This is a genomic window from Nocardiopsis sp. B62 (genome assembly GCF_018070675.1).
Classification (GTDB): Bacteria; Actinomycetota; Actinomycetes; order Streptosporangiales; family Streptosporangiaceae; genus Nocardiopsis; species Nocardiopsis prasina.
Window position 1 is genome coordinate 1 of sequence record NZ_JAGPXK010000032.1, and the last position, 19,977, is coordinate 19,977.

20 protein-coding genes are annotated in these 19,977 nt (G+C 70.3%); 11 read left to right on the top strand and 9 right to left on the bottom strand.

Features of this window, described 5'->3' with window-relative positions; translation table 11 throughout:
• The first annotated feature begins 319 nt into the window (after positions 1-319).
• Positions 320-1,201, top strand: coding sequence for an aldo/keto reductase (locus KBX21_RS23310; protein ID WP_210843733.1), 882 nt, complete (start codon positions 320-322; stop codon positions 1,199-1,201).
• Positions 1,202-1,270: 69 nt separating this feature from the next.
• Here the strand turns inward: KBX21_RS23310 and KBX21_RS23315 are convergent, their stop codons facing one another.
• A complete protein-coding gene (locus KBX21_RS23315; RefSeq protein ID WP_049576457.1) occupies positions 1,271-2,863 on the bottom strand; it encodes an OmpA family protein in 1,593 nt (530 codons plus the stop codon).
• 271 nt (positions 2,864-3,134) lie between these two features.
• On the opposite strand from KBX21_RS23315, the gene KBX21_RS23320 reads away from it, so the two are divergent.
• The 5 genes from KBX21_RS23320 (at position 3,135) to KBX21_RS23340 (ending at position 7,858) form a co-directional block, all read left to right on the top strand.
• On the top strand, positions 3,135-3,764 hold the full coding sequence (locus KBX21_RS23320) for a fasciclin domain-containing protein (RefSeq protein WP_210843735.1): 630 nt from the start codon (positions 3,135-3,137) through the stop codon (positions 3,762-3,764).
• Between the two features lie 146 nt (positions 3,765-3,910).
• Positions 3,911-5,614, top strand: coding sequence for a molybdopterin-dependent oxidoreductase (locus tag KBX21_RS23325; protein WP_210843737.1), 1,704 nt, complete (start codon positions 3,911-3,913; stop codon positions 5,612-5,614).
• A gap of 97 nt (positions 5,615-5,711) precedes the next feature.
• Complete coding sequence (locus KBX21_RS23330) at positions 5,712-6,377, top strand: fasciclin domain-containing protein (protein ID WP_049576466.1); 666 nt, start codon at positions 5,712-5,714, stop codon at positions 6,375-6,377.
• Positions 6,378-6,527: 150 nt separating this feature from the next.
• Positions 6,528-7,121, top strand: coding sequence for a sigma-70 family RNA polymerase sigma factor (locus KBX21_RS23335; protein ID WP_049576469.1), 594 nt, complete (start codon positions 6,528-6,530; stop codon positions 7,119-7,121).
• An 8-nt stretch (positions 7,122-7,129) separates the two neighbouring features.
• Positions 7,130-7,858 carry an anti-sigma factor domain-containing protein gene (locus KBX21_RS23340; RefSeq protein ID WP_049576472.1) on the top strand — a complete coding sequence of 243 codons (729 nt, stop codon included), beginning with the start codon at positions 7,130-7,132 and terminating at the stop codon, positions 7,856-7,858.
• 453 nt (positions 7,859-8,311) lie between these two features.
• Here KBX21_RS23340 and KBX21_RS23345 read toward each other — a convergent pair whose 3' ends face one another.
• A complete protein-coding gene (locus KBX21_RS23345) occupies positions 8,312-9,616 on the bottom strand; it encodes an MFS transporter (protein ID WP_210843739.1) in 1,305 nt (434 codons plus the stop codon).
• A 254-nt stretch (positions 9,617-9,870) separates the two neighbouring features.
• Entirely contained in the window at positions 9,871-11,148 is a 1,278-nt protein-coding gene (locus tag KBX21_RS23350; protein WP_210843741.1) for a CynX/NimT family MFS transporter, read from the bottom strand.
• A gap of 186 nt (positions 11,149-11,334) precedes the next feature.
• Between KBX21_RS23350 and KBX21_RS23355 the strand changes: the two genes are divergently transcribed.
• The 4 genes from KBX21_RS23355 to KBX21_RS23370 all read left to right on the top strand — a co-directional run bounded on the left by KBX21_RS23355 (position 11,335) and on the right by KBX21_RS23370 (position 15,409).
• A complete protein-coding gene (locus tag KBX21_RS23355) occupies positions 11,335-11,820 on the top strand; it encodes an Lrp/AsnC family transcriptional regulator (RefSeq protein WP_082206596.1) in 486 nt (161 codons plus the stop codon).
• A gap of 140 nt (positions 11,821-11,960) precedes the next feature.
• On the top strand, positions 11,961-12,800 hold the full coding sequence (locus KBX21_RS23360) for an EamA family transporter (RefSeq protein ID WP_210843743.1): 840 nt from the start codon (positions 11,961-11,963) through the stop codon (positions 12,798-12,800).
• Positions 12,801-12,878: 78 nt separating this feature from the next.
• Positions 12,879-13,853: an amidohydrolase family protein gene (locus KBX21_RS23365; RefSeq protein WP_210843745.1), complete on the top strand. Its 975-nt coding sequence runs from the start codon at positions 12,879-12,881 to the stop codon at positions 13,851-13,853.
• Positions 13,838-15,409, top strand: a complete 1,572-nt coding sequence (locus KBX21_RS23370; RefSeq protein ID WP_210843747.1) for a long-chain-fatty-acid--CoA ligase — start codon at positions 13,838-13,840, stop codon at positions 15,407-15,409. Before KBX21_RS23365 ends, KBX21_RS23370 begins: the two co-directional genes overlap by 16 nt.
• A 42-nt stretch (positions 15,410-15,451) precedes the next feature.
• Here the strand turns inward: KBX21_RS23370 and KBX21_RS23375 are convergent, their stop codons facing one another.
• Positions 15,452-16,243, bottom strand: a complete 792-nt coding sequence (locus KBX21_RS23375; protein ID WP_049576492.1) for a VOC family protein — start codon at positions 16,241-16,243, stop codon at positions 15,452-15,454.
• A 104-nt stretch (positions 16,244-16,347) separates the two neighbouring features.
• Here KBX21_RS23375 and KBX21_RS23380 point away from each other — a divergent pair, with 104 nt between their 5' ends.
• Positions 16,348-17,274 (top strand): PfkB family carbohydrate kinase, encoded by a 927-nt coding sequence (locus KBX21_RS23380; RefSeq protein WP_049576495.1) that lies wholly within the window; start codon positions 16,348-16,350, stop codon positions 17,272-17,274.
• Positions 17,275-17,316: 42 nt separating this feature from the next.
• On the opposite strand, the gene KBX21_RS23385 is transcribed toward KBX21_RS23380, so the two are convergent.
• From KBX21_RS23385 to KBX21_RS23405, 5 genes are all read right to left on the bottom strand, one after another.
• The gene (locus KBX21_RS23385; protein ID WP_049576499.1) at positions 17,317-17,553 is read right to left on the bottom strand and encodes a DUF397 domain-containing protein; all 237 of its coding nucleotides are present in this window, start codon (positions 17,551-17,553) and stop codon (positions 17,317-17,319) included.
• Between the two features lie 201 nt (positions 17,554-17,754).
• Entirely contained in the window at positions 17,755-17,940 is a 186-nt protein-coding gene (locus tag KBX21_RS23390) for a DUF397 domain-containing protein (RefSeq protein WP_082206598.1), read from the bottom strand.
• 49 nt (positions 17,941-17,989) lie between these two features.
• Positions 17,990-18,235 (bottom strand): DUF397 domain-containing protein, encoded by a 246-nt coding sequence (locus KBX21_RS23395; protein ID WP_049576504.1) that lies wholly within the window; start codon positions 18,233-18,235, stop codon positions 17,990-17,992.
• A gap of 216 nt (positions 18,236-18,451) precedes the next feature.
• Positions 18,452-18,640, bottom strand: a complete 189-nt coding sequence (locus KBX21_RS23400) for a DUF397 domain-containing protein (RefSeq protein WP_082206601.1) — start codon at positions 18,638-18,640, stop codon at positions 18,452-18,454.
• A 12-nt stretch (positions 18,641-18,652) separates the two neighbouring features.
• Complete coding sequence (locus KBX21_RS23405) at positions 18,653-19,510, bottom strand: helix-turn-helix transcriptional regulator (RefSeq protein WP_082206603.1); 858 nt, start codon at positions 19,508-19,510, stop codon at positions 18,653-18,655.
• Positions 19,511-19,977 lie beyond the last annotated feature (467 nt).

Genomic DNA, 19,977 nt, shown 5'->3' on the forward strand with positions numbered 1-19,977 from the left:
CCTCAACTGACCGAGCCACGGTGGGGCCGCCGAGGTTGGTGGGGGGCCCCTCTCGCGTTCTCCGGCCCTCCACCGACGCCCCTCCGCGCGGGGCGGCCGAGGGGGCCGGACGGGCAAAAGCACCGTCCCCGGACGTACCCACCCCCGCGGCCAACCGGAATCCGCATGACCTCCCCGACGCGCTCACGGGTTCCTTGCCACCGCCGCCACCTGCTGGGATTCTTCCCGCAACACCGCAGCGAGCCTGGTCTCGCACGTCGTGGCCCCGATCCCCCCTCCGCCCTGTCACGCGGCCCCGCGCCGCCCGGAAGGAACCCTCGTGACCGACGTACACACCACACCGGATCTCGCCCGCCTGTCCGGCACCTTCGCCATCGGCGGGAACCTCCCCGTGCACCGCCTCGGATTCGGCGCGATGCAACTCACGGGCCCCGGGTCCTGGGGAGAGCCCCGGGACCGCGACGAGGCGCTGGCCGTACTGCGACGCGCGGTCGAGCTGGGCGTCACCCTCATCGACACCGCCGACTCCTACGGCCCCGAGGTCAACGAACGGCTGATCCGCGAGGCCCTGCACCCGTACCCCGAGGACCTCCTCGTGACCACCAAGGTGGGCATGGTGCACTCGGGCCCCGGGCAGTGGGAGGCCAACGGGACGCCCTCGCACCTCAAGCGCCAGGTGGAGGCGAGCCTGCGCAACCTGGGCCTGGAGCGCATCGGCCTGCTCCAGCTCCACTGGATCGACCCCGAGGTGCCGCTGTCCGAGCAGCTGGGCGCGCTCGTGGAACTGCGTGAGGAGGGCAAGATCCACCACATCGGGCTGACCGGTGTGACGAGGGAGCAGCTCCGGACCGCCCGCAGGACCACACCCATCGCCTCGGTGCAGAACGAGTACAACCCCGGCCAGCGCAGGTCCGAGGACGTGCTGGAGCGGTGCGAGCAGGAGGGGATCGCGTTCCTGCCCTGGGCGCCGATCGCGCGCGGGGAACTGGCGCGTCCGGACTCCCCGCTGGCCCCCATGGCGGCCGAGCGCGGCGTGACCCCGGCCCAGCTCGCCCTGGCCTGGCTGCTGCGCCGGTCGCCGGTGATGCTGCCGATCCCGGGCACCTCCCGGGTCGAGCACCTGGAGGAGAACATGGCGGCCGCCTCGGTGAGCCTCTCCGAGGCGGAGAGCGAGCACATCAGGAGGCTCCTCGCCGTCTGACCCCGCACGGGGCGCGAACACGACGAGGGGCCGCCGACAGTGCGTCGGCGGCCCCTCGTGGATCCCGGGTCAGTAGTCGACCGGGATCTCCTCGAACTCGCCGAACGGACCGGCGCGCAGGGTCAGTTCCGTCACGTCCACGGGGGGAGCGGGGAAGACCGCGACCAGCTCGTGGGTGTTGCCGGGCTGGATCATGTGGACCTCCTCGGCGAAGCTGCTGTAGCGGCCGTCGCCGAAGTCCATCTGGGCCACGTAGCGGACCAGTCCGTTGTCCGGCTCGAAGAGCTGGAAGCCGCCGAGGGTGCCCTTGTTGAACTGCTCGGGGCCACCCGCGACCGTCTCGGAACCCCCGAGCTCGGGGGTGAGCGGCTGGTCGGTGGTGTTGGTCATCGCCACGGTCCCGATGACGTAGGCGCCGTCGCGGCGGAGCGGGTAGAGCTCCAGGCGGATGCCGTCCTTCTCCCCCTCGGCGACCACGGAGCCCGGGTCGTCGCTGTACGGCGCGGGCCAGGTGACGTTGCGCTGGGCCACGCCCAGGCCGTCGTCGTCGTACTCCTCGTCCTCGGTGGCCTCGACGGTGGGGTTGAAGACGTACGAGAACTCGACGCGGCGGTTGCGGGCGCGGGCCTCCTCGTCGTCGGGACCGCCCTCGCGGGCGACGGGCTCGCGCTTGCCCCGGCCCTCGACCTCCAGCTTGTAGTCGGTGCCGAGCTCCTCCGCGAGGAGGTCGCGCACGGTCTCGGCGCGCTCCACGGACAGGTTGTCGTTGTAGGAGTCGTCACCGATGCCGTCGGTGTGGCCGATGACCGTGATGGTGGGGTCGTCGGGGTCCACGTTGTTGGCCAGCGTGGTCGCGGCCCGCCGCACGACGTCGGCGGCGGTCTCGGTCAGGTCCGAGCGGTCGAACTCGAACATCACGTCCGAGTGGAGGGAAATGATCTCCCGGTCGCCGTCACGGGTGGTGGAGGCGATCTCGGAGTCCACGAAGCTCTGCACCCAACCCTCGTCCGCCACCGCGTCGTCGTCGGGACGCCGGTTGGCGAAGGTCAGGTTCTCACCGCGTCCGGGCGGGTCGTCGAGGCTGAGGTGGTCCGGACCGTTGGGGTTCTCGGGGTCCGCCCTCTCCTCGTCCACGTCCTGGATGGTGATGCCGGTCATCGCGCCCAGACCGCTGCCGACGAAGGTCACCTGGGAGACCTCGTCGGGGATGCGGGGGAAGTACCGGGTGTACTCGTTGGTGACCCCGTCGTGCACGGGGTACAGGCCGTCCTCGTTCGGGCTCTCGGAGCCGTACTTGAGTCCCCCCTCGTCGAGGAACTGCCGGTACACGCGGCCGGTCAGGGGGTCGACCAGCGTGTGCGCCATGCTCAGGTTCCGGTTGGGCCCGGCGAAGTCGTCCAGGTAGGTGACCTCGTAGTGCATGACGGTGTAGTCGTCGGTGCGCTCCAGGCCGGTGATCGAGAAACGCATCTCGGCGTCCTGTCCGGTGTCCTGGAAGATCCGGCCCTCTCGGACGTAGGGGAACTCCTCCCTCACCTCCGGCGGGCCCGACGCGTCGCCGAAGGTCTCTGACCACCAGTCGGACACGGGGGTACAGCCGCTGAGCAGGAGGCTGCCAGAGACCATGAGCGCGACCACGGTGAGGGGCGTCTTCCGCGCCATGTGGGGGAACTCCGATCGTTGAGGAGACGTACGGGCAACATCCTCCTGCACTCGCGGGGTCGAACCGACCACTGCGTCCCCGTAGGAGCACGGTCAACCTCCCTGGCCAGGGGTGACCCCTATGGGGGTTTCTTCGGTTATGGCGCGGGGGCTGCCGCTCCACGGCACCGGCTTCGTGCGCGGGTGCAGTGAGTCGGGCGCCGCGGAGCCAGCCACCGACACGTAGCGTCGTATCCCGGTGACTGAGGGGCATCACCCGAAGGAGAGACGCATGCGCAGATCCACGCTGGCCGCGGCCACGACGGTCGTGGCTCTCGCCCTCGCCCTCGGAGCCTGTGGTTCCGGGAGCGGGGACACCGATGGCGAGGGCACCGAGGAGTCGGGGCGGGAGACCGGTCGGGAGGGCGCGGCCGGGGACGGGAGCGCGGACGGTCCCTTCGGCCCCGGGTGCTCTGACTTCCCCTCGGAGGGTGGGGGCAGTCTCGACGCGATGGCCGACCAGCCGTTCGCCACCGCCATCGCCGACAGTCCGGTGCTCGGCAACCTGGCCGACGCCGTGGAACGGGCCGGGCTCAGCGAGGAGCTGGACACCGCCGAGGGCGTGACCGTGTTCGCCCCCGTCAACGACGCCTTCGACATGTACCCGGACGGGGAGATGGACGACCTCCTGGGGGACTCCGACAGGCTGGCGTACCTGCTCGGCTACCACGTGGTCGCGGGCGAGGTCGACAGCGCGGAACTGGACGGGGGCGTGTTCGACTCCCTCAACGGGGGCCAGGTGCGCGTCTCCGGATCGAGGGGTGGGTACACCGTGGACGGCTACGCCACCGTGGACTGCGCGGACGTGCGAACCGCCAACGCCACCGTGCACGTGGTGGACATGCTCCTCATGCCGTCCTGACCCGGGGCCGGGGCGCCGGACGACGGGACGCGGCGCGCGCCGGACGGCAGCCGCCCCGGGGTTGAGCGGAGGGGCACGCCGGGGGCCCGGGGGAGAAATCTCGGAAAACCTCCCCGTCCACCAATCCGGTTCACCCCCGGCCCCGAATGCCCCACGTGACTACCGGGACACGCGGGGAACAGCACCCGCCACGCGACGGACGACGTTGGGGCGTCGGAGCGGGCCTCGGCCTGCTCGTCGTCGGGGCGGCGCTCGGCTTCGGCGAACTCGCCGCCGGGCTCCTCCGCGTGACGTCCCCGGTGGTGACCGTCGGCGACGCGCTCGTCGACAACAGCCCCCAGTTCCTCATGTCATGGGCGATCGCGCTCTTCGGCACGGCCGACAAGGCCGTGCTGGTCATCGGAGTGCTGCTCGTGCTGATCCTGTCCGGGGCGGCACTGGGTGTCGTGGCTTCGCGCCGCCCCGTGGCGGGATACGTGGGACTGGGGCTGTTCACGGCGGTGGGGCTGACCGCCGTGGTCCTGCGCCGCGCCGACGACCTGGGGGCGGCCACGGCCGTGGTCGTCGGCGGGGTCGCGGGCACCGTGGCCCTCGCCCTGCTGTTGAGGAGCCTGGGCCCGGCTCCGTCCCGCACACAGGGGCCGGGACCGGACGCCGGGCCGCAGAGCGAGACCGACACGGACCGCGCCGACGAGGCCGGTTCCGAAGAGGACACCGGGCAGGAGCAGGGGCCGCGCGCGAAGGGTGACGCCGACGGCGTCCCCCAGACGGGCCCGGACGCGGGTCCCGGCCGGAGGGGCTTCGTCCTCACCGCCGCCGGGGTTCTGGCCGCCTCCGGGACCGCTGGCGCCCTCGGACGCTCGCTGCCGTCCCTCCTGGGCGGCGCGGGCTCCGGAACCCGGCTGGCCCTGCCCGCCCCCGCTTCCCCGCTGCCCGCCCTTCCGTCCGGCGTCGACCTCGGCGTCCCGGGGCTGGCCCCCTTCACCACCCCCAACACGGACTTCTACCGGATCGACACCGCCCTGACGGTCCCGAGGCCGGACCCCGCCCGGTGGACGCTGCGCGTGCACGGCATGGTGGACCGCCCCTTCGAGATCGACATGGACGAACTGCTCTCCCGCGACCTGGTCGAAGCGGACATCACCCTGGCGTGCGTGTCCAACCAGGTCGGCGGGGACCTGGTCGGCAACACCCGCTGGCTCGGCTTCCCCCTGGCGGAGCTGCTGCGGGAGGCCGGAGTGCAGTCGGGCGCGGACCAGATCCTCAGCACCTCCAGTGACGGCTGGACCTGCGGCACCCCCACCGAGGTGGTCATGGACGGCCGCGACGCCCTGCTGGCCGTGGGCATGGGCGGGGAACCGCTCCCCCACGAGCACGGCTACCCCGCCCGCATGGTGGTCCCCGGCCTGTACGGGTTCGTCAGCGCCACCAAGTGGGTCACCGACATCAAGCTCACCCGCTTCGCCGACGAGCAGGCCTACTGGGCCCAGCGCGACTGGGGCGTGAGGGCACCGATCAAGACCATGTCCCGGATCGACGTGCCCTCCCCTCTGGGGCGGGTCGAGTCCGGCGAGGTGGTCCTGGCCGGGGTCGCCTGGGCCCAGCACAGGGGAGTCGCGGGGGTGGAGGTTCGGGTGGACGACGGCGACTGGTGGGAGGCCGAGCTCGCCGAGGTCCCCGGGATCGACACCTGGGTCCAGTGGGTCACCGAGACCACCGTCGACCCCGGCAACCACGCGGTGGAGGTCAGGGCCACCGACGCCACCGGGTTCACCCAGCCGTCCGAACGGGTGGACCCGATCCCCGACGGCGCCACGGGCTGGCACCGCATCCGTTTCACGGCCACCTGAGGAGACGGCTCCGAGCGCGCACCGCCGCGCACCGGACCCTCCGCACACGGCCGACACACAGACCCGAGAACGCAGTCAGCAACAAAGGAGATTCACGATGAACCGCATCACCGCCACCGCCCGCAGGAACAAGCTCGCCGCCACCGCCGCGGCCGCCGCGCTGGCCTTCGGCCTGTCCGCCTGTGGCGGCATGGACGACTCCGGCAGCGAGAACACGGACGCCGGCGGTGCGGAGGAGACCGAGGGCACCGGCACCGAGGAGAACATGGACGAGGGCACCCAGACCGCGGGTGAGAACTTCGGTCCGGGCTGCGCCGAGGTGCCCGAGGACGGTGACGGCAGCTTCGAGGGCATGGCCCAGGACCCGGTCGCCACGGCGGCGTCCAACAACCCGCTGCTGTCCACCCTGGTCACGGCCGTGGGCGAGGCCGACCTCGTCGACACGCTCAACTCGGCCGAGGACATCACCGTGTTCGCGCCCACCAACGACGCCTTCGACAAGATCCCCGAGGAGGACCTCAACGCCCTGCTGGAGGACCAGGAGCAGCTCACCGAGGTGCTGACCTACCACGTGGTCGAGGGCGAGCAGGCCCCCGAGGCCCTTGAGAACGGCACCTTCACCTCGCTCCAGGGCGACGACGTCACCACCGAGGGCTCCGGCGAGGACTACACCGTCAACGGCGACTCGAGCGTGGTCTGCGGCAACGTGCAGACCTCCAACGCGACCGTCTACATCGTTGACACGGTGCTGATGCCCTCCTAATGAGAGGCTTCGCCGGGAGGGACACCCGGGCGGTCCGCGCGTTGAGGCCGGACCGTCCGGGTCCCCCACCGGGAACCTGACCGGGCTCCGCCCCGAAGCCCGGTCACGAAGTGAACGAAGCACCACATCACCGAGACGAGAAGGGTCCGGATGGACAGGGCAGCCGCCGCACCGCACGACGCGGTCCACGACACCGACCCGCCCGGGTTGGAGGAGCTGCTGCGCCTCGTGGCGCGCGGTGACGAACACGCCTTCGGCCGGGTCTACGACCTGATCAGCCCCGCCGTGTACGGGCTGGTGCGCCGCATCCTGCGCGACCCCGCCCAGTCGGAGGAGGTCACGCAGGAGGTGCTCGTGGAGGTGTGGCGCAGCGCCTGCCGCTACGACGCCCGGCGGGGCAGCCCTCAGGCCTGGGTGATGACCCTCGCCCACCGCAGGGCCGTGGACCGGGTGCGGTCCGAGCAGGCCAGCACCGACCGGGAGGCCCGGGCCGCGGCGGCCGACACCCAGAGGCCCTATGACGAGGTGGCCGAGGAGGCCACCAACCGGCTCGAACGAGAACGCGTGCGCCGATGTCTGGACACGCTGACCGAGCTCCAGGAACAGTCGGTACGGCTGGCCTTCTACGGCGGTTACTCCTACCGTGAGGTGGCCAACCTGCTGTCGTCGCCCCTGGGCACCATCAAGACGCGTATGCGCGACGGGCTGATAAGGCTCAGGGACTGTCTGGGGGTGGACTGGTGAGAGGGACGATGGGGCAGGACACGCACACACTGACGGGCGCCTACGCGCTCAACGCCCTCTCCCCGAACGAGAGCGTCCGGTTCGAGGACCACCTGGCCGACTGCGACTCCTGTGTCCAGGAGGTGCGGGGCTTCAAGGAGACCTCGGCGAGGCTGGCCGCCGCGACAGCGCAGGCCCCGCCCGCCGAACTCAGGGCACGGGTGCTGGAGGAGGTGGCCCGGACCCGGCAGCTCGCCCCGGCCCCCGAACGTCTGCCCGAGCCGCGCGTGCGTCGCGCCTGGCCGTGGATGCTGGGTCTGGCGCTGGCGGCGTGCGTGGCCGCGATCATCGCGCTGGGCGCCGTGGTGCTCGACCAGGGCCGCCAGGTGGACGAGCTCCGCACCAACGAACAGCGGATCGCGGCGGTGATCTCCGCGCCGGACGCGGTCTCCACCAGCGCCGAGCCCATGGAGGGCGTGAGCGTCACGGTGGTGCACTCCGAGGGCCTGGGCAACCTGGTGTTCAGCGCGCACGGGCTGGACGACCTGCACGACGAGGACTACCAGCTCTGGCTGACCCGCGACGACGGCAGCGTGTACTCGGCGGGCGTGCTCTCCGTGGACGAGGCCGGGTTCGTGCTGCCGGTCCTGGCGGCGCCGGACGAGGGTACCGAGGGCGTGGCGGTGACCGTCGAGCCGGAGGGCGGTTCCGAGCAGCCCACATCCGACCCGGTGATGGCGATGCCGGTCACCGGCTGACCGGAGCGGGCGGCGCCTCCGTGCGGCGTCCGCAGCCCGGACGCGGCCCCCGTCTCTCCGGCGGGGGCCGCGTCGTGTCCGGGCACGCCGAGGGGGCCATGGCAGGTCGCGGGATCGGGTCCCCGTGCTCTGCGGCCTCCCCTGCCCAGCCGCCTCCCACGGACGCGAGCGCTGCCGAGTGAGGACACCTCCACGGGCAGCGCCAGGGCAGGACCCACCACCACGAGCCGTACCGAGGCCGGACCCACCACGCGGGCAAGTACCGGGCGGGACCCGCATCCGCGGGCGCTGCCCCAGGGCGGAGCTCACCTCCACGAGCAAGTACCAGGCAGAACCCTCCCCACAAGCCGACCGGGGCAGGACTCACCTCCACGAGCGCAGCCGAGGCAGAACCCACCTCCGCAAGCAGTACCGAGGCCGGGCCCACCCCCGCGAGCGCAGCCGAGGCAGAACTCACCTCCGCGCGATCTCCTCCGGCCGGGGCAGGTCGCGCATGGTGGGCCCGAGTGTCAGGAGGGCGGCCAGGGCCGACACCACCGCCATCATCAGGAACACGAGGGTCGGCCCCGCGAGGTCGAAGAGCAGCCCGACCGCGACGATCCCGATCGGCTGGGACAGCAGCGCCATGAACGTCACCGCGCCCAGCGCCCGCCCCTGGTAGCGGTCGGGGACCGAGGTGGCGACGTAGCTGTAGAACAGCGCGTTCACACAGGGCACCGCGGCAAAAACGAACCCCACGATCAACCCGAGCGACAGCACACCCGGAGCGACCAGGAGGGCGAGCGCGCACACCGGGGCTGACCAGGCGGTGAAGAGGAAGATCGCGCTGGGCCGCACCTGGCGAACGACCACCCCGGCGGCCACCGCGCCGACCAGCCCACCGGTGCCCGCGAGGGAGACGGTCAGCCCGACCACGAGGTGGGAGGCGCCCCTGTCATCGGCCGTGGCGATCAGTGCCAGGAACGCACCCGTCTGCGTGAAGGCGAGATTGAAGCAGACGATCCACCCGAGCATCGGCCGCAGGATCGGGTGCCCGGCCAGCAGCGCGAAGCCCCGAACCGCCCCGCGCAGGCTCATCCGCTCGACCCTGTCGTGGCGGGCCTGCATCGGGCGCCGGATCCGCAGGATCAGCGCCCCCGACACCAGGTAGAGGACCGCCTCCGCCAGGAAGGGGTAGGCCCGTCCCAGGCCGAAGAGGAACCCGGCGACGGGCGCGCCCAGAGCCGTCGTGGCGAAGAAGCGGATCTGGTTCTGCGCGGCGGCGTCGGCCATCTGCGCGGGCGGGACGAGCTGTTTGATCGCGGCCATGGCGACCGGGTTGGAGACACCCATGAGCGCCGAGGACATCACGGCCACGGCGACCACCACCGGCACCGTGGCGTGCCCCCCGAACAGGGTTCCGGCGAAGGCGACCAGGAGCAGCAGGCGGCCCAGGTCGCACACCAGCAGCACGGCGCGGCGGTTGACGCGGTCCGCGAGGGAGCCGCCGACCACGGCCGCGACCATGGTGGTGGCCACCTGGGCCGCGCCGACGAACCCGGCCTCGGCTGCCGATCCGGCCAGCGCCAGCATGAGCATGGGGTAGGCGACCTCGCCGCTCTCCTTGCCCAGCCCGGCGAGGAAGCGGCTGGACCACAGTGCCTGGAAGTCCCGGTTGCGAAGGAGCGGGGCCGATCCGCCCCCCGGCGGCGCGGTCCCGGTGCCCGGTGGGGACACCGTGTCCGGGGGCGGGGAGGGATGCCGCTGTTCGATCGTCATGGTGTCCGGCCCCGTCGTGATACCCGGTGGATCCCGGGGTGCCCCGCGGCCCGGCTCCGAGCGTTGCCCGGGGCGCCCCCGTCACGGTGTGCGTGCGGGTCTCGGGCGTCAGGAGGGAACGGCGGGGATCACGAAGAGGGTCTTTCGGGGGGTGGATTGCTCAAACAGACATTATGCGCCTGTTGTGGGCATTGCGAGCTTGAGAGGACACATCAGTCGCATATCCGACGAATTGGCCACTTTCGGCCGCCCCTTCAGGAACGGACATCCGAGAGGTCGGATGACCGGTCCGGGCGCCTCCGCTGGGCGGCCGCCTCGATCGTCCACGGGGTGCGTTCCACGTAGGCGACCACCAGGCCCACGACCAGCGATCCGCCAGCGATCACTGTGTAGGAGAGGGTCCACCCGCCGGTCAGCTCGCTGAACAGGCCGAACAACAACGGGCCGCCCAGGGCGATACCGCTGCCCGCCCCCTGCACGAACCCGGACAGGGCCGCGGCGCCCTGCGGTGTGGAACTGCGGGCGTTGATCATGGTCATGACGACCACGAACAGGCTGGTGCCCATGCCGAGGAAGAGCACCCACAGCGCGGCGTACCCGGGGGCCACGGCCACACCGAGGTAGCCCACGCCGTAGCCGACCAGACCGAGGGCGACGATCGGGAAGGTGTTGGCGGCGCGCAGGGTGACGATCGGCGCGACCAGGCCGAACATCAGGCTGGTACCGACCATCAGGGAGACCAGGCTCCCGGCCAGGGCGGGGCTGTGCCCGGCGTCGTCGAGCAGCGCGGGCAGCCAGGTGAACAGCGTGAAGACGTTCCAGGTGACCATGCCGAACAGCAGCGCCATCCGCCAGGCCATCCCCACCCGCCAGATCGGGCGGGCCAGGGCCGGCCCTCCGGAGGGTACGACGGCGCGCGGCGCGCTACCGGGCCGCCGCCACTGGACGGTCCACAGGATCGCGGCGGCCAGGGCCAGGAAGGACCAGACGCCCAGGGCCACCCGCCACCCGGCGACCTCGGCCAGGGGGATCGCGACCAGGGGCGGGAAGAGGGCACCGAGGTGGATGGAGACCATCTGCACGGTGCTGAGGGCGGCGAGCCGGTCCGGGAAGTACTGCTTGATCAGCGGCGGCAGCACGACGTTGCCCAGGGCGGCTCCGGTGAGCGCGATCCCCGTGAGCACCAGCAGGGTTCCGGTGTCGGGCGCGAAGGCGCGCGTCACCTGGCCCACAGCGGCGAGGAGCATGCTGAGCGCGGCCGTGGCCTCGGGGCCCAGGCGGCGCATGACGGCCGGGGTGACCAGACCGAACAAGGCGAAGGCCACCAGCGGCAGGGTGCCGAAGACACCCACGACGGTGGCGGTGAACCCGAACTCCTCGCCGACGGTGGTCAGCAGGGGAGACAGGGAGGTGACCACGAGGCGCAGGTTGAGCGCCGCGCAGACGATGGCGAGCAGGGCCAGGACACGGCCCCGCGGTTCCGGGCGTGCCGACGGTCGGTCGGCGACGGCCAGGACAGAGGAAGGTCTCACGGTGACGGACGTCCCTTTGTGTTGCGGTGGTGCGACGTTGCACCTGTGCTGGGCCGACCGGCGGGCGACACTGCCTCCAGGAAGGGTCACTTCCTGGCGAGCCAAATACGACCTTTTCGCTCAGATGTTACGCATGCTTCGGAGTCGAACACAACAACCCGTATTAAGTACGGGTAAACTCTGGTCATGGCTCATCTTGACGAACTAGATACGGCGATCCTGGCCGAACTCCAGTCAGACGCACGAAAAACCAACCGGGACGTGGCCGCGGCGGTCGGCGCATCGCCCACCACGACGCTGGATCGGACCCGCGCGCTGCGAGAAAGGGGTGTGATTCGCGGCTCACTCCTGGACGTGGACCTCGAACTCATCGGACGCCCCGTGCAGGCGCTCATCACCGTGAGCGTCGTGAAGCCCTCGCGCCACAACATCGAGGCCTTCCGCGACTGGGTCCGCGCTCTGCCGGACACCCTGTCGGTCTTCGTCACCTCGGGGAACGAGGACTTCCTGGTGCACGTGGCCCTGCCGGACAACAACAGCCTGTACGCCTTCGTGGTGGACAAGCTGACCGAACGTCCGGAGGTGGCCGACGTGCGCGCCTCGATCGTCTACGAGCACCTGCGCAACAGCCACATCTCCCCCACCAACGCCCAGGCGCAGCGCCCCTCGTGAGCCTGCGGCCCTCCGGTCGCGCGTAGCCCCCACAGGGCGTTCCCGCCTGACCGGAGCGGCCGGGCCGGGGCCGCCACCGGGACGCACGGAGGGCGGAGGCTAGCCTTGCGGGGTTCCCCTTCCCCTCTGCGAGACATCCAATGACCACACCTATCGTCGTCGCGGTGCTGGTGGCGGCACTCCTCCACGCGGCGTGGAACGCGATCGCGCACGCGATCACCGACCGCCTGCTCGGCTTCGCGCTGATCGGACTCGGCGGGATGTTCGCGACCCTCCCGCTGCTGTTCGTGGTCGGGATGCCGCCGCCCGAGGCCTGGCCGCTCCTGCTGGCGTCCCTGGGCACGCACCTGCTCTACCTGACCCTGCTGATGCTCTCCTACCGGACCGGCGACTTCGGGCAGGTCTACCCTCTGGCTCGCGGCACCGCGCCCTGGGTGGTGGCCCTCATCGGAGTCCTCCTGCTCGGCGAGAGCCTGCCGCCCCAGGAGCTGGTCGGGGTCCTGGTCATCTCCGCCGGGCTCATGATCCTGGTGTTCGCGGGCGGGCTGCCGCAGCGGCACCACGTGCCCGCGCTCCTGGCAGCCTTCGCGACCGGGCTGGCGATCGCCTCCTACACCGTGGTGGACGCCTACGGTGTGCGCCTGACCCAGGATCCGCTCGGGTACATCACGTGGATCATGATGCTCCAGGGGCCCGTGTTCTTCCTCGTGGCCCTGGGCACCCGGCGGAGGAACCTGGTCGAGCAACTGAGGCCCATCTGGAAGGTCGGCCTGTTCGGCGGCGCGGTCAGCGCGGGCGCCTACGGGCTGGTCCTGTGGGCGCAGCTGTCGGGAGCCGTCGCCGGGATCGCCGCCCTGCGGGAGACCAGCATCGTCTTCGCGGCGCTGATCGGCCTGGTGTTCTTCAAGGAACGCGTGGGTCCGATCCGGATCGTCGCCTCCACCGTGGTCGTGGCCGGGGTCCTCCTGCTGACCCTCTGAACCAGCCCGGGGCCGTCACTGACCAGTGGGCCCGCCCCAGCCCCGAGCGCGGTTCGGATCGGCCGTAGGCTGGCGCATGTGACTGGAATCTCACTTGCCCCCGAGGGTGACGAGGAGACCGCGATCCGCCGGATCTGGGGCGGGCTCGGGCTCCCCGGCCTCGTGGACGTGCACACGCACTTCATGCCCGACAACGTCCTGCGCAAGGTCCAGGCCTACTTCGACGCCCTCGGCGAGGGGGTCTGGCCCCTCAACCCCCATTACCGGGTGGCCGAGGACGAACGGGTCGCCCTCCTGCGCGGGTTCGGCGTCCTGGGCTTCACCGCGCTCTCCTACCCCCACCGACCGGCCATGGCCGCCTGGCTCAACGACTGGGCGGCCGACTTCGCCGACCGGCATCCCGACTCCCTGCGCAGCGCCACCTTCTTCGCCGAGCCCGAGGCGGCCGACTACGTGGCCGACGCGATCGGTTCCGGTGCCCGTGTCTTCAAGGCCCACCTCCAGGTCGGCGCCTACGACCCGCGCGACCCCCTGCTCTCCGGCGTCTGGGGCGCCCTCGCGGACTCCGGGACCCCCGTGGTCGTCCACTGCGGCTCCGGACCGACCCCCGGGAACTTCACCGGCCCCGGCCCCTTCGCGGAGGTCCTGCGCCAGCACCCGGCGCTGACCGCCGTGGTCGCCCACGCGGGCGCACCCGAGTACTCGGCGTTCCTGGACCTGGTCGAGGGGTACGAGGGCGTCCACCTGGACACCACCATGACGTTCACGCCGTTCACGGAGCGGCAGTCGCCCTTCCCACGGGAGGAACTGCCCCGCCTCCGGGAGTTCGGGCACCGCGTGCTGCTGGGTACCGACTTCCCGAACATCCCTTACCCCTATCTCGACCAGATCCGGAGCCTGGTCGAACTGGACCTGGGGGAGGACTGGCTACGCGGGGTCCTGCACGACAACGCCGCCGCACTGTTCGACCTCCCGACCCGCCCCGGCCGCACCCAGCCGGTCGCCGACACCAGGCAGCACCACACAGAGAGGGCACGATGGAACTCACCCTGACCCCCCTGGAGTTCGCCCGCCGGACCCGCAGACTGCACCCGCACCGCGAGGCGCTGGTCGACCGGGACCTCCGGCTCACCTACGAGCAGTTCTTCGACCGCTGCGACCGCTGGTCGTCCGCGCTCCAGGACATGGGCGTGGCCAAGGGCGACCGGGTCGCCTACATCGCACCCAACACACACGCGCAGCTGGAGTCGTTCTACGCGGTCCCGCAGCTGGGCGCGGTCCTGGTCCCGGTCAACTTCCGCCTGACCGCCGAGGACTTCGTCTACATCGTCAACCACTCCGGCGCCAAGGTGCTGTGCGTGCACTCCGACCAGCTCGAAGCGGTCGAGGGCGTGCGGGACCGCATGCCCGGGGTGGAGCGCTTCGTCGCCCTGGAGGGCGCCCGCGATGGGTGGGAGGACTACGAGGCCCTGGTGGCGGCGGCCTCTCCCGACTTCGCGCGCCCGGAGATCGCGGAGACCGACCTGCTCACGATCAACTACACCTCCGGCACGACCGCGCGCCCCAAGGGTGTGATGATCACCCACCGCAACGCGTACATGAACTCGGTGGGCACCCTGCTGCACCTGCGGATCGGGCTCGGCGAGAAGTACCTGTGGACACTGCCGATGTTCCACGCCAACGGTTGGACCTACACGTGGACGGTCACGGCCGCCGGGGGCACCCACGTGTGCCTGCCCGCCATGGACCCGGCGCGGGTGTTCGAACTCATCCGCACCGAGGAGGTGACCTGGCTGTGCGCGGCGCCCACGGTGTTGATCATGCTCTCCAACACCCCCGAGGCCGTGCGCGGCGCCGTCGCGCCGGGGGTGCACGTGGTCACGGCCGGGGCCTCGCCCGCCGCCGAGACCATCGAACGCCTGGAGGAGGACTTCGGCTGGACCGTCACACACGTGTACGGCCTGACGGAGACCACGCCCTTCATCACGGTCTGTGAACCACGTCCCGAGCACCGCGACCTGGACGTGCGCGAACGCGCTGCGGTCAAGGCCCGCCAGGGGGTCGAGCTGATCACCTCGGGTGAGCTGCGCGTGGTCGACGGGAACGGCGACGAGGTGCCCTGGGACGGGACGACCGTCGGCCAGATCACCGTGCGCGGCAACGTCGTGATGAAGGGCTACTACAACGATCCCGAGGCCACCGAACAGGCCATGGGCGACGGCTGGTTCCGCACCGGTGACGCCGCCGTCACCCACCCGGACGGCTACGTGGAGATCCAGGACCGGATCAAGGACGTGATCATCTCCGGTGGCGAGAACATCTCGTCCGTCGAGGTGGAGGGCGTGCTGCTCCGGCACCCGGCGGTGCTGGAGGTGGCGATCGTGGGGGTGCCGCACGATCGCTGGGGCGAGACTCCCCGTGCCTCCGTGGTGCTGCGCGAGGGTGCCTCGGCCACGGAAGAGGAGATCATGGCCTTCGCGCGTGAGCATCTCGCGCACTTCAAGGCGCCCACCCAGGTGGAGTTCGTGGAGCAGCTGCCCAAGACCGCCACCGGCAAGATCCAGAAGTTCGTGCTGCGCGGCGGCGCCTCCGCCGTCTCGCGCCAGTAGCAGCCGGGCCCCGCTCCGCCTGGCGGGCGGGGCCCGTCGGTCCTACCCGGGGTCCGGGCTGAGCAGCACGAACCCGGCGCCGAACGGGTCGGCGACCGCCGCCAGCCGTCCCACGCCCGCGGTGGAGTCCGGACCCATGTAGACGTGTCCGCCCGCCGCCGTGACCTCCGCGACGGCCGCGTCGCAGTCGGCGGCGTGGAAGACGGGATGCCAGTCGGCCGCGCCCCTGGTGGCGGTCAGGTTGTCGGCGTCGACCCCCATGATTCCGCCGAAGCTCCGGTCGTCGCCCAGGCCCGCCGGTCGGGTGATCGAGTACACGCCCGCGTCGCCGAGGTCGAAGGCGTCGAACTCCCACCCGAACAGGCCGCTGTAGAACTCCCTGGCGCCCTCAGCGGAGGGCGTCCACAGCTCGGCCCACATGAAGGTGTTCGGCTCGTCGGTCCGCTCCATGCCGGGCAGGGTTCCGGCTTCCCAGAGGCATACCGACCCGCCCTGTGGGTCGCCGACGACGGCCATCCGGCCCAGGCCCATGACGTCCATGGGCTCCACGTAGGGCGTGGCGCCCAGTTCCCGGGCGCGCTGGAAGGTCATGTCGAGGTCGGGGGTGTTGAAGTAGAGGGACCAGGTGACGGCCTGGTCGTCGGACATCTTCGGGCCGAGTCCGCCGATCAGGGCACCCTCGTGCCTGATCAACATGTAGCCGCCGGTGTCCGGGCCGGCCGACTCCGCGGTCCAACCGAACACCCGGCCGTAGAAGTCGACCGCCCGGTCCACGTCGGCGGTGGTCAGCTCGACCCAGCAGGGCGAACCGACCACATAGTCGGTGGTGATCATGCTGCCTCCCGTCGTGGCTCCCTCCCGAGTGTCCTCCAGGGCACTGACATAACGGGGATGATCAGGGCAAAGTCTCGACAACAGAACGATGGAGGGACCCAGGAATGTCCGTTCGCCTGCACCATGTGGGACCGGTGATCATCGACGTCGTCATGACCGTCGAACACCTGCCCGAGCCGGGTGGTGACACCTTCGCCAGCAGCGCCCGCACGGTACCCGGGGGCGGGTTCAACGTGATCGCCGCCGCCACGCGCGCCGGGATGGATGTGGTCTACGGGGGTGCCCACGGGAAGGGTCCCCATGGTGACCTGGTCCGGGCCGCGCTGCGCGACGCGGGGGTGGTGTGCGCGCACCCGCCCAGGCCCCGCGACACCGGTTTCTGCGTGGCACTGGTGGACTCCTCGGCGGAACGCACCTTCGTCACGCACCTGGGTGCCGAGACGGATCTGCCCTTGGCGGACCTGCGCGCCCTGCGCCCCGCGGAGGGCGACTTCGTCTACACGGTGGGGTACTCGCTGTTGCCCGGGCAGCGCGCCGACGAGCTGGTCACCTGGATCGGTGAGCTTCCGCAGGGGGTGAGGCTGGTGTTGGACCCGGCGCCGGTGGTGGGTGATGTTCCCACCGGGACTCTCGCGACGGTTCTGGCACGGACGGACGTGCTCAGCCTGAGTGCTGCCGAGGCGGTCACCGTTACCGGGACTGCTGATCTGCACGCCGCCGCCGCGATGCTGGTGAAACGTGTGGCACCCGACGGGGTGGTGGTGCTGCGCGACTCCGCCGAGGGTTGTCTGGTCGCCACGAGGGATGCTGAGCCCGTCCGGGTCCCGGGGTTCACCGTGGAGGCCGTGGACACCAACGGCGCGGGCGACGCGCACGTAGGTGTGTTCACAGCGGCCTTTGCCTCGGGTAGTTCGCCGTGGGAGGCCGCCCGCCGGGCCAACGCGGGGGCCGCCCTGGCTGTGACCCGGCCCGGCCCCGCCACCTCGCCCACCCGGGAGGAACTGGAGGGGTTTTTGAGTGCTCGGGCGTGAGGAAGACCCCGGCCACCATGGTCGGGGGCGTTCGCGTTCGGGCTACTGAGCGACGCGGAGGAGCGCGGACCATTCGAGGGAGGGGAAGGCCAGCGCACCGAGTTCCCTGTTCTGAGTGTCTCGGACGGCGGCACCGGTGGGCAGGTCAGCGACCTCGACACAGTTTTCGGTGCGGGCCCCGCTGTAGGAGGACTTGCGGAAGCGGGCGACTTCCACACAGTTGTTACGGTCGCTGTAGCTGGATTTGTGGAAGGCGAGTTCGTCGATGTGAGGGTGCATCTTGGGAACCTCCGCTGGGGGTGGGCAGTGACTCACTCATACACAGTCCTGCCCGCTTCCACACCCGTGCTCAGAGGAAAACGTCCCGAGACACTGTCCAGCTGTGGACAATGGCCGCCCGCCACTCCGGGGTGAAGTGGTCTTGGAACGAGTACACGTAGGCCCCCTGGTTTCACCTGGGGGCCTACGTTCTGCCTGAGGTCAGCTCTGTCGAACTCCCGCAACAAAGGCGCGCCACTCCGGGGAGGCGAACGCCAGGTGACCCTGCTGGCGATTCTTGGTGTCTCGGACGGCAGACAAGCCTGGCGCGTCAGCGACCTCAACGCAGTTCTGCTGCTGCGTGTAGGACGAAGTGCGCCAGGGGGCCTCAGCCGGGAACGAGTACATCGGCTCTTCCTATCGGGTGATCATCTCTGAGACACGGAACATCCGCTCGTCATCCAGCGCGGGTGGTGGAGAGCAAGGCCGACCACTCCGAGGACGGGAAGGACAGCGCCCCGAGGTCCCTGTTCTGGGTGTCGCGGACAGCGGCGCCGCTGGGGAGGTCAGCGACCTCCACGCAGTTGTCGGTGCGGCCCCCGCTGTAGGAGGACTTGCGGAAGCGGGCGACCTCGACGCAGTTGGCACTGTTGGCGCTGTAGCTGGACTTGAGGAAGGTGAGTTCGTCGATGTGAGGGTGCATCTTGGGGGCCTCCGCTGGGAGTGAGGGCACTGACTGACTCATGCACAGTCCTGCCCGCTTCAACGCCCTGTGTGCAGAGAAGAATGTCCCGAACTCCTGTCCAGCTGTGGACAGAGGAGCCTGCTTCCCGCCCGCAGGAGTGCGGGGTAGAATCTGGATTGGATGAATGCAGAGGGCCCCGACCATCACGGTCAGGGCCCTCATCCTTTGTACGGGCTACCGGTTGGTGCGCGCAGTGCTGAGTAGAGCGACCCACTCCTGGGACGCGAAGGCGAGGTGCCCGGCATCGCGATTCTGGGTGTCTCGCACCGCAGAGCCTCCCTGGAAGTCAGCGACCTCGACGCAGTCGCGGTTGGTGCTGGAGAAGCTCGACTTGCGGAAGTTGAGCTGAGTGGATGAATGCATGTCGGCTGCTTTCTACAGAGCGTCGTGGATCTTCTTCATGGTGCGGATCGACTCCGTGTGTGACTGGGCTGTGACCTGGAGATGATCGAACACGTGCCGGTACTCACCGACCTCCTCCGTCTCCTCTAGGAACAGCCCCTCTGTCCTCGATTCGAGGTAGACGATCGGTGCGTCCATCTCGTCGGGGAAATCCAAGACGACGAACGGTCCTGACACTCCGGGATGGAGCCCGGCAGTGAACGGAAGTACCTGGATAGTGACTCCGTTATCAGGGTTCTCCGCTGCGTCAATCAGATGCTTGATCTGCCCCGCAGCGACACCGTCCTCCGTAGGCATCCGGCGCAGAGCGGATTCATCGATCACAGCCCACACAGTCGGAGGCTGTTCACCTTCAAGGACGTCTTGCCGGGCCATGCGTGCTTCAACCTGGCGAGCGACTTCGTTAGACGGGCGGGCCAGGCTGGCACGCACGGAGGCTTCTGCGTAGCCCTCTGTCTGGAGCAGGCCCGGGATGACGACGGGCTGCCAGGTGGAGATGACAGAAGCCTCCTCCTCGAAGCCAACCAAGGAGTCGGTACCGAACACGTCCTTGAATTTGGTCCACCAACCACGCTCGCGGGACTGTCGCGCGAGGTCGATGGTGGCCTTCCGCGTGGCCGGGTCCTCGACTTCGTAGTAGTCCAACAGCTGTCTGATGTTGCCCAGATCAGGCCTGACCCACTTGTTCCCCTCCATGTGAGCCAGCCTGCCGCGCGACCACTCCAAGTCTGCGGTGACGGTCTCCAGCGTCGACCCCTTCTCGTGCCGGAGCTGGCGAAGCACGGCAGACAGACGTCGCCTACGCACCGTGGGGCTGATTCTCCTGCTCATGGGGCCTCCCTGGGGGTCATGTTGCCGATCGTATGGGGATCTTCTCAAACGGGCATCTTTCGGAATCCTGTGATCGGATTCCTGTGATCCTCTTGCAAATATTAGATTCCGAAGTTCATCATAGGAGTGCATTCATTCGAGCCGCCCTCATCCAGCGGCATCTCGTACCGGAGGTGTGCGCCTATGGCGCCCCGATCCCTGAATCTCTCCGCGCTGGCATGCATCTGCCTTCTCGCGTCCGAGGCGTTCCATCGCCGTCGTCCCAGGCAGGCCGCGCGTGTGCGTGCCTTCGCCGCCAACCCCCGCCGCACCACTTCTCGCCCGCGTAGCCCGCTCATCCCCTCGCCCAGGAGGCCGGTCGACGCCGTCCCTGTGGAGGTGCTGGGGGCCGTCCTGGCCGGGCTTCGGCGACTGGCGGTGAACCCGTGAGCGTGTTCTCCCTCGAACAGGGCCACCAGCGGGACTGG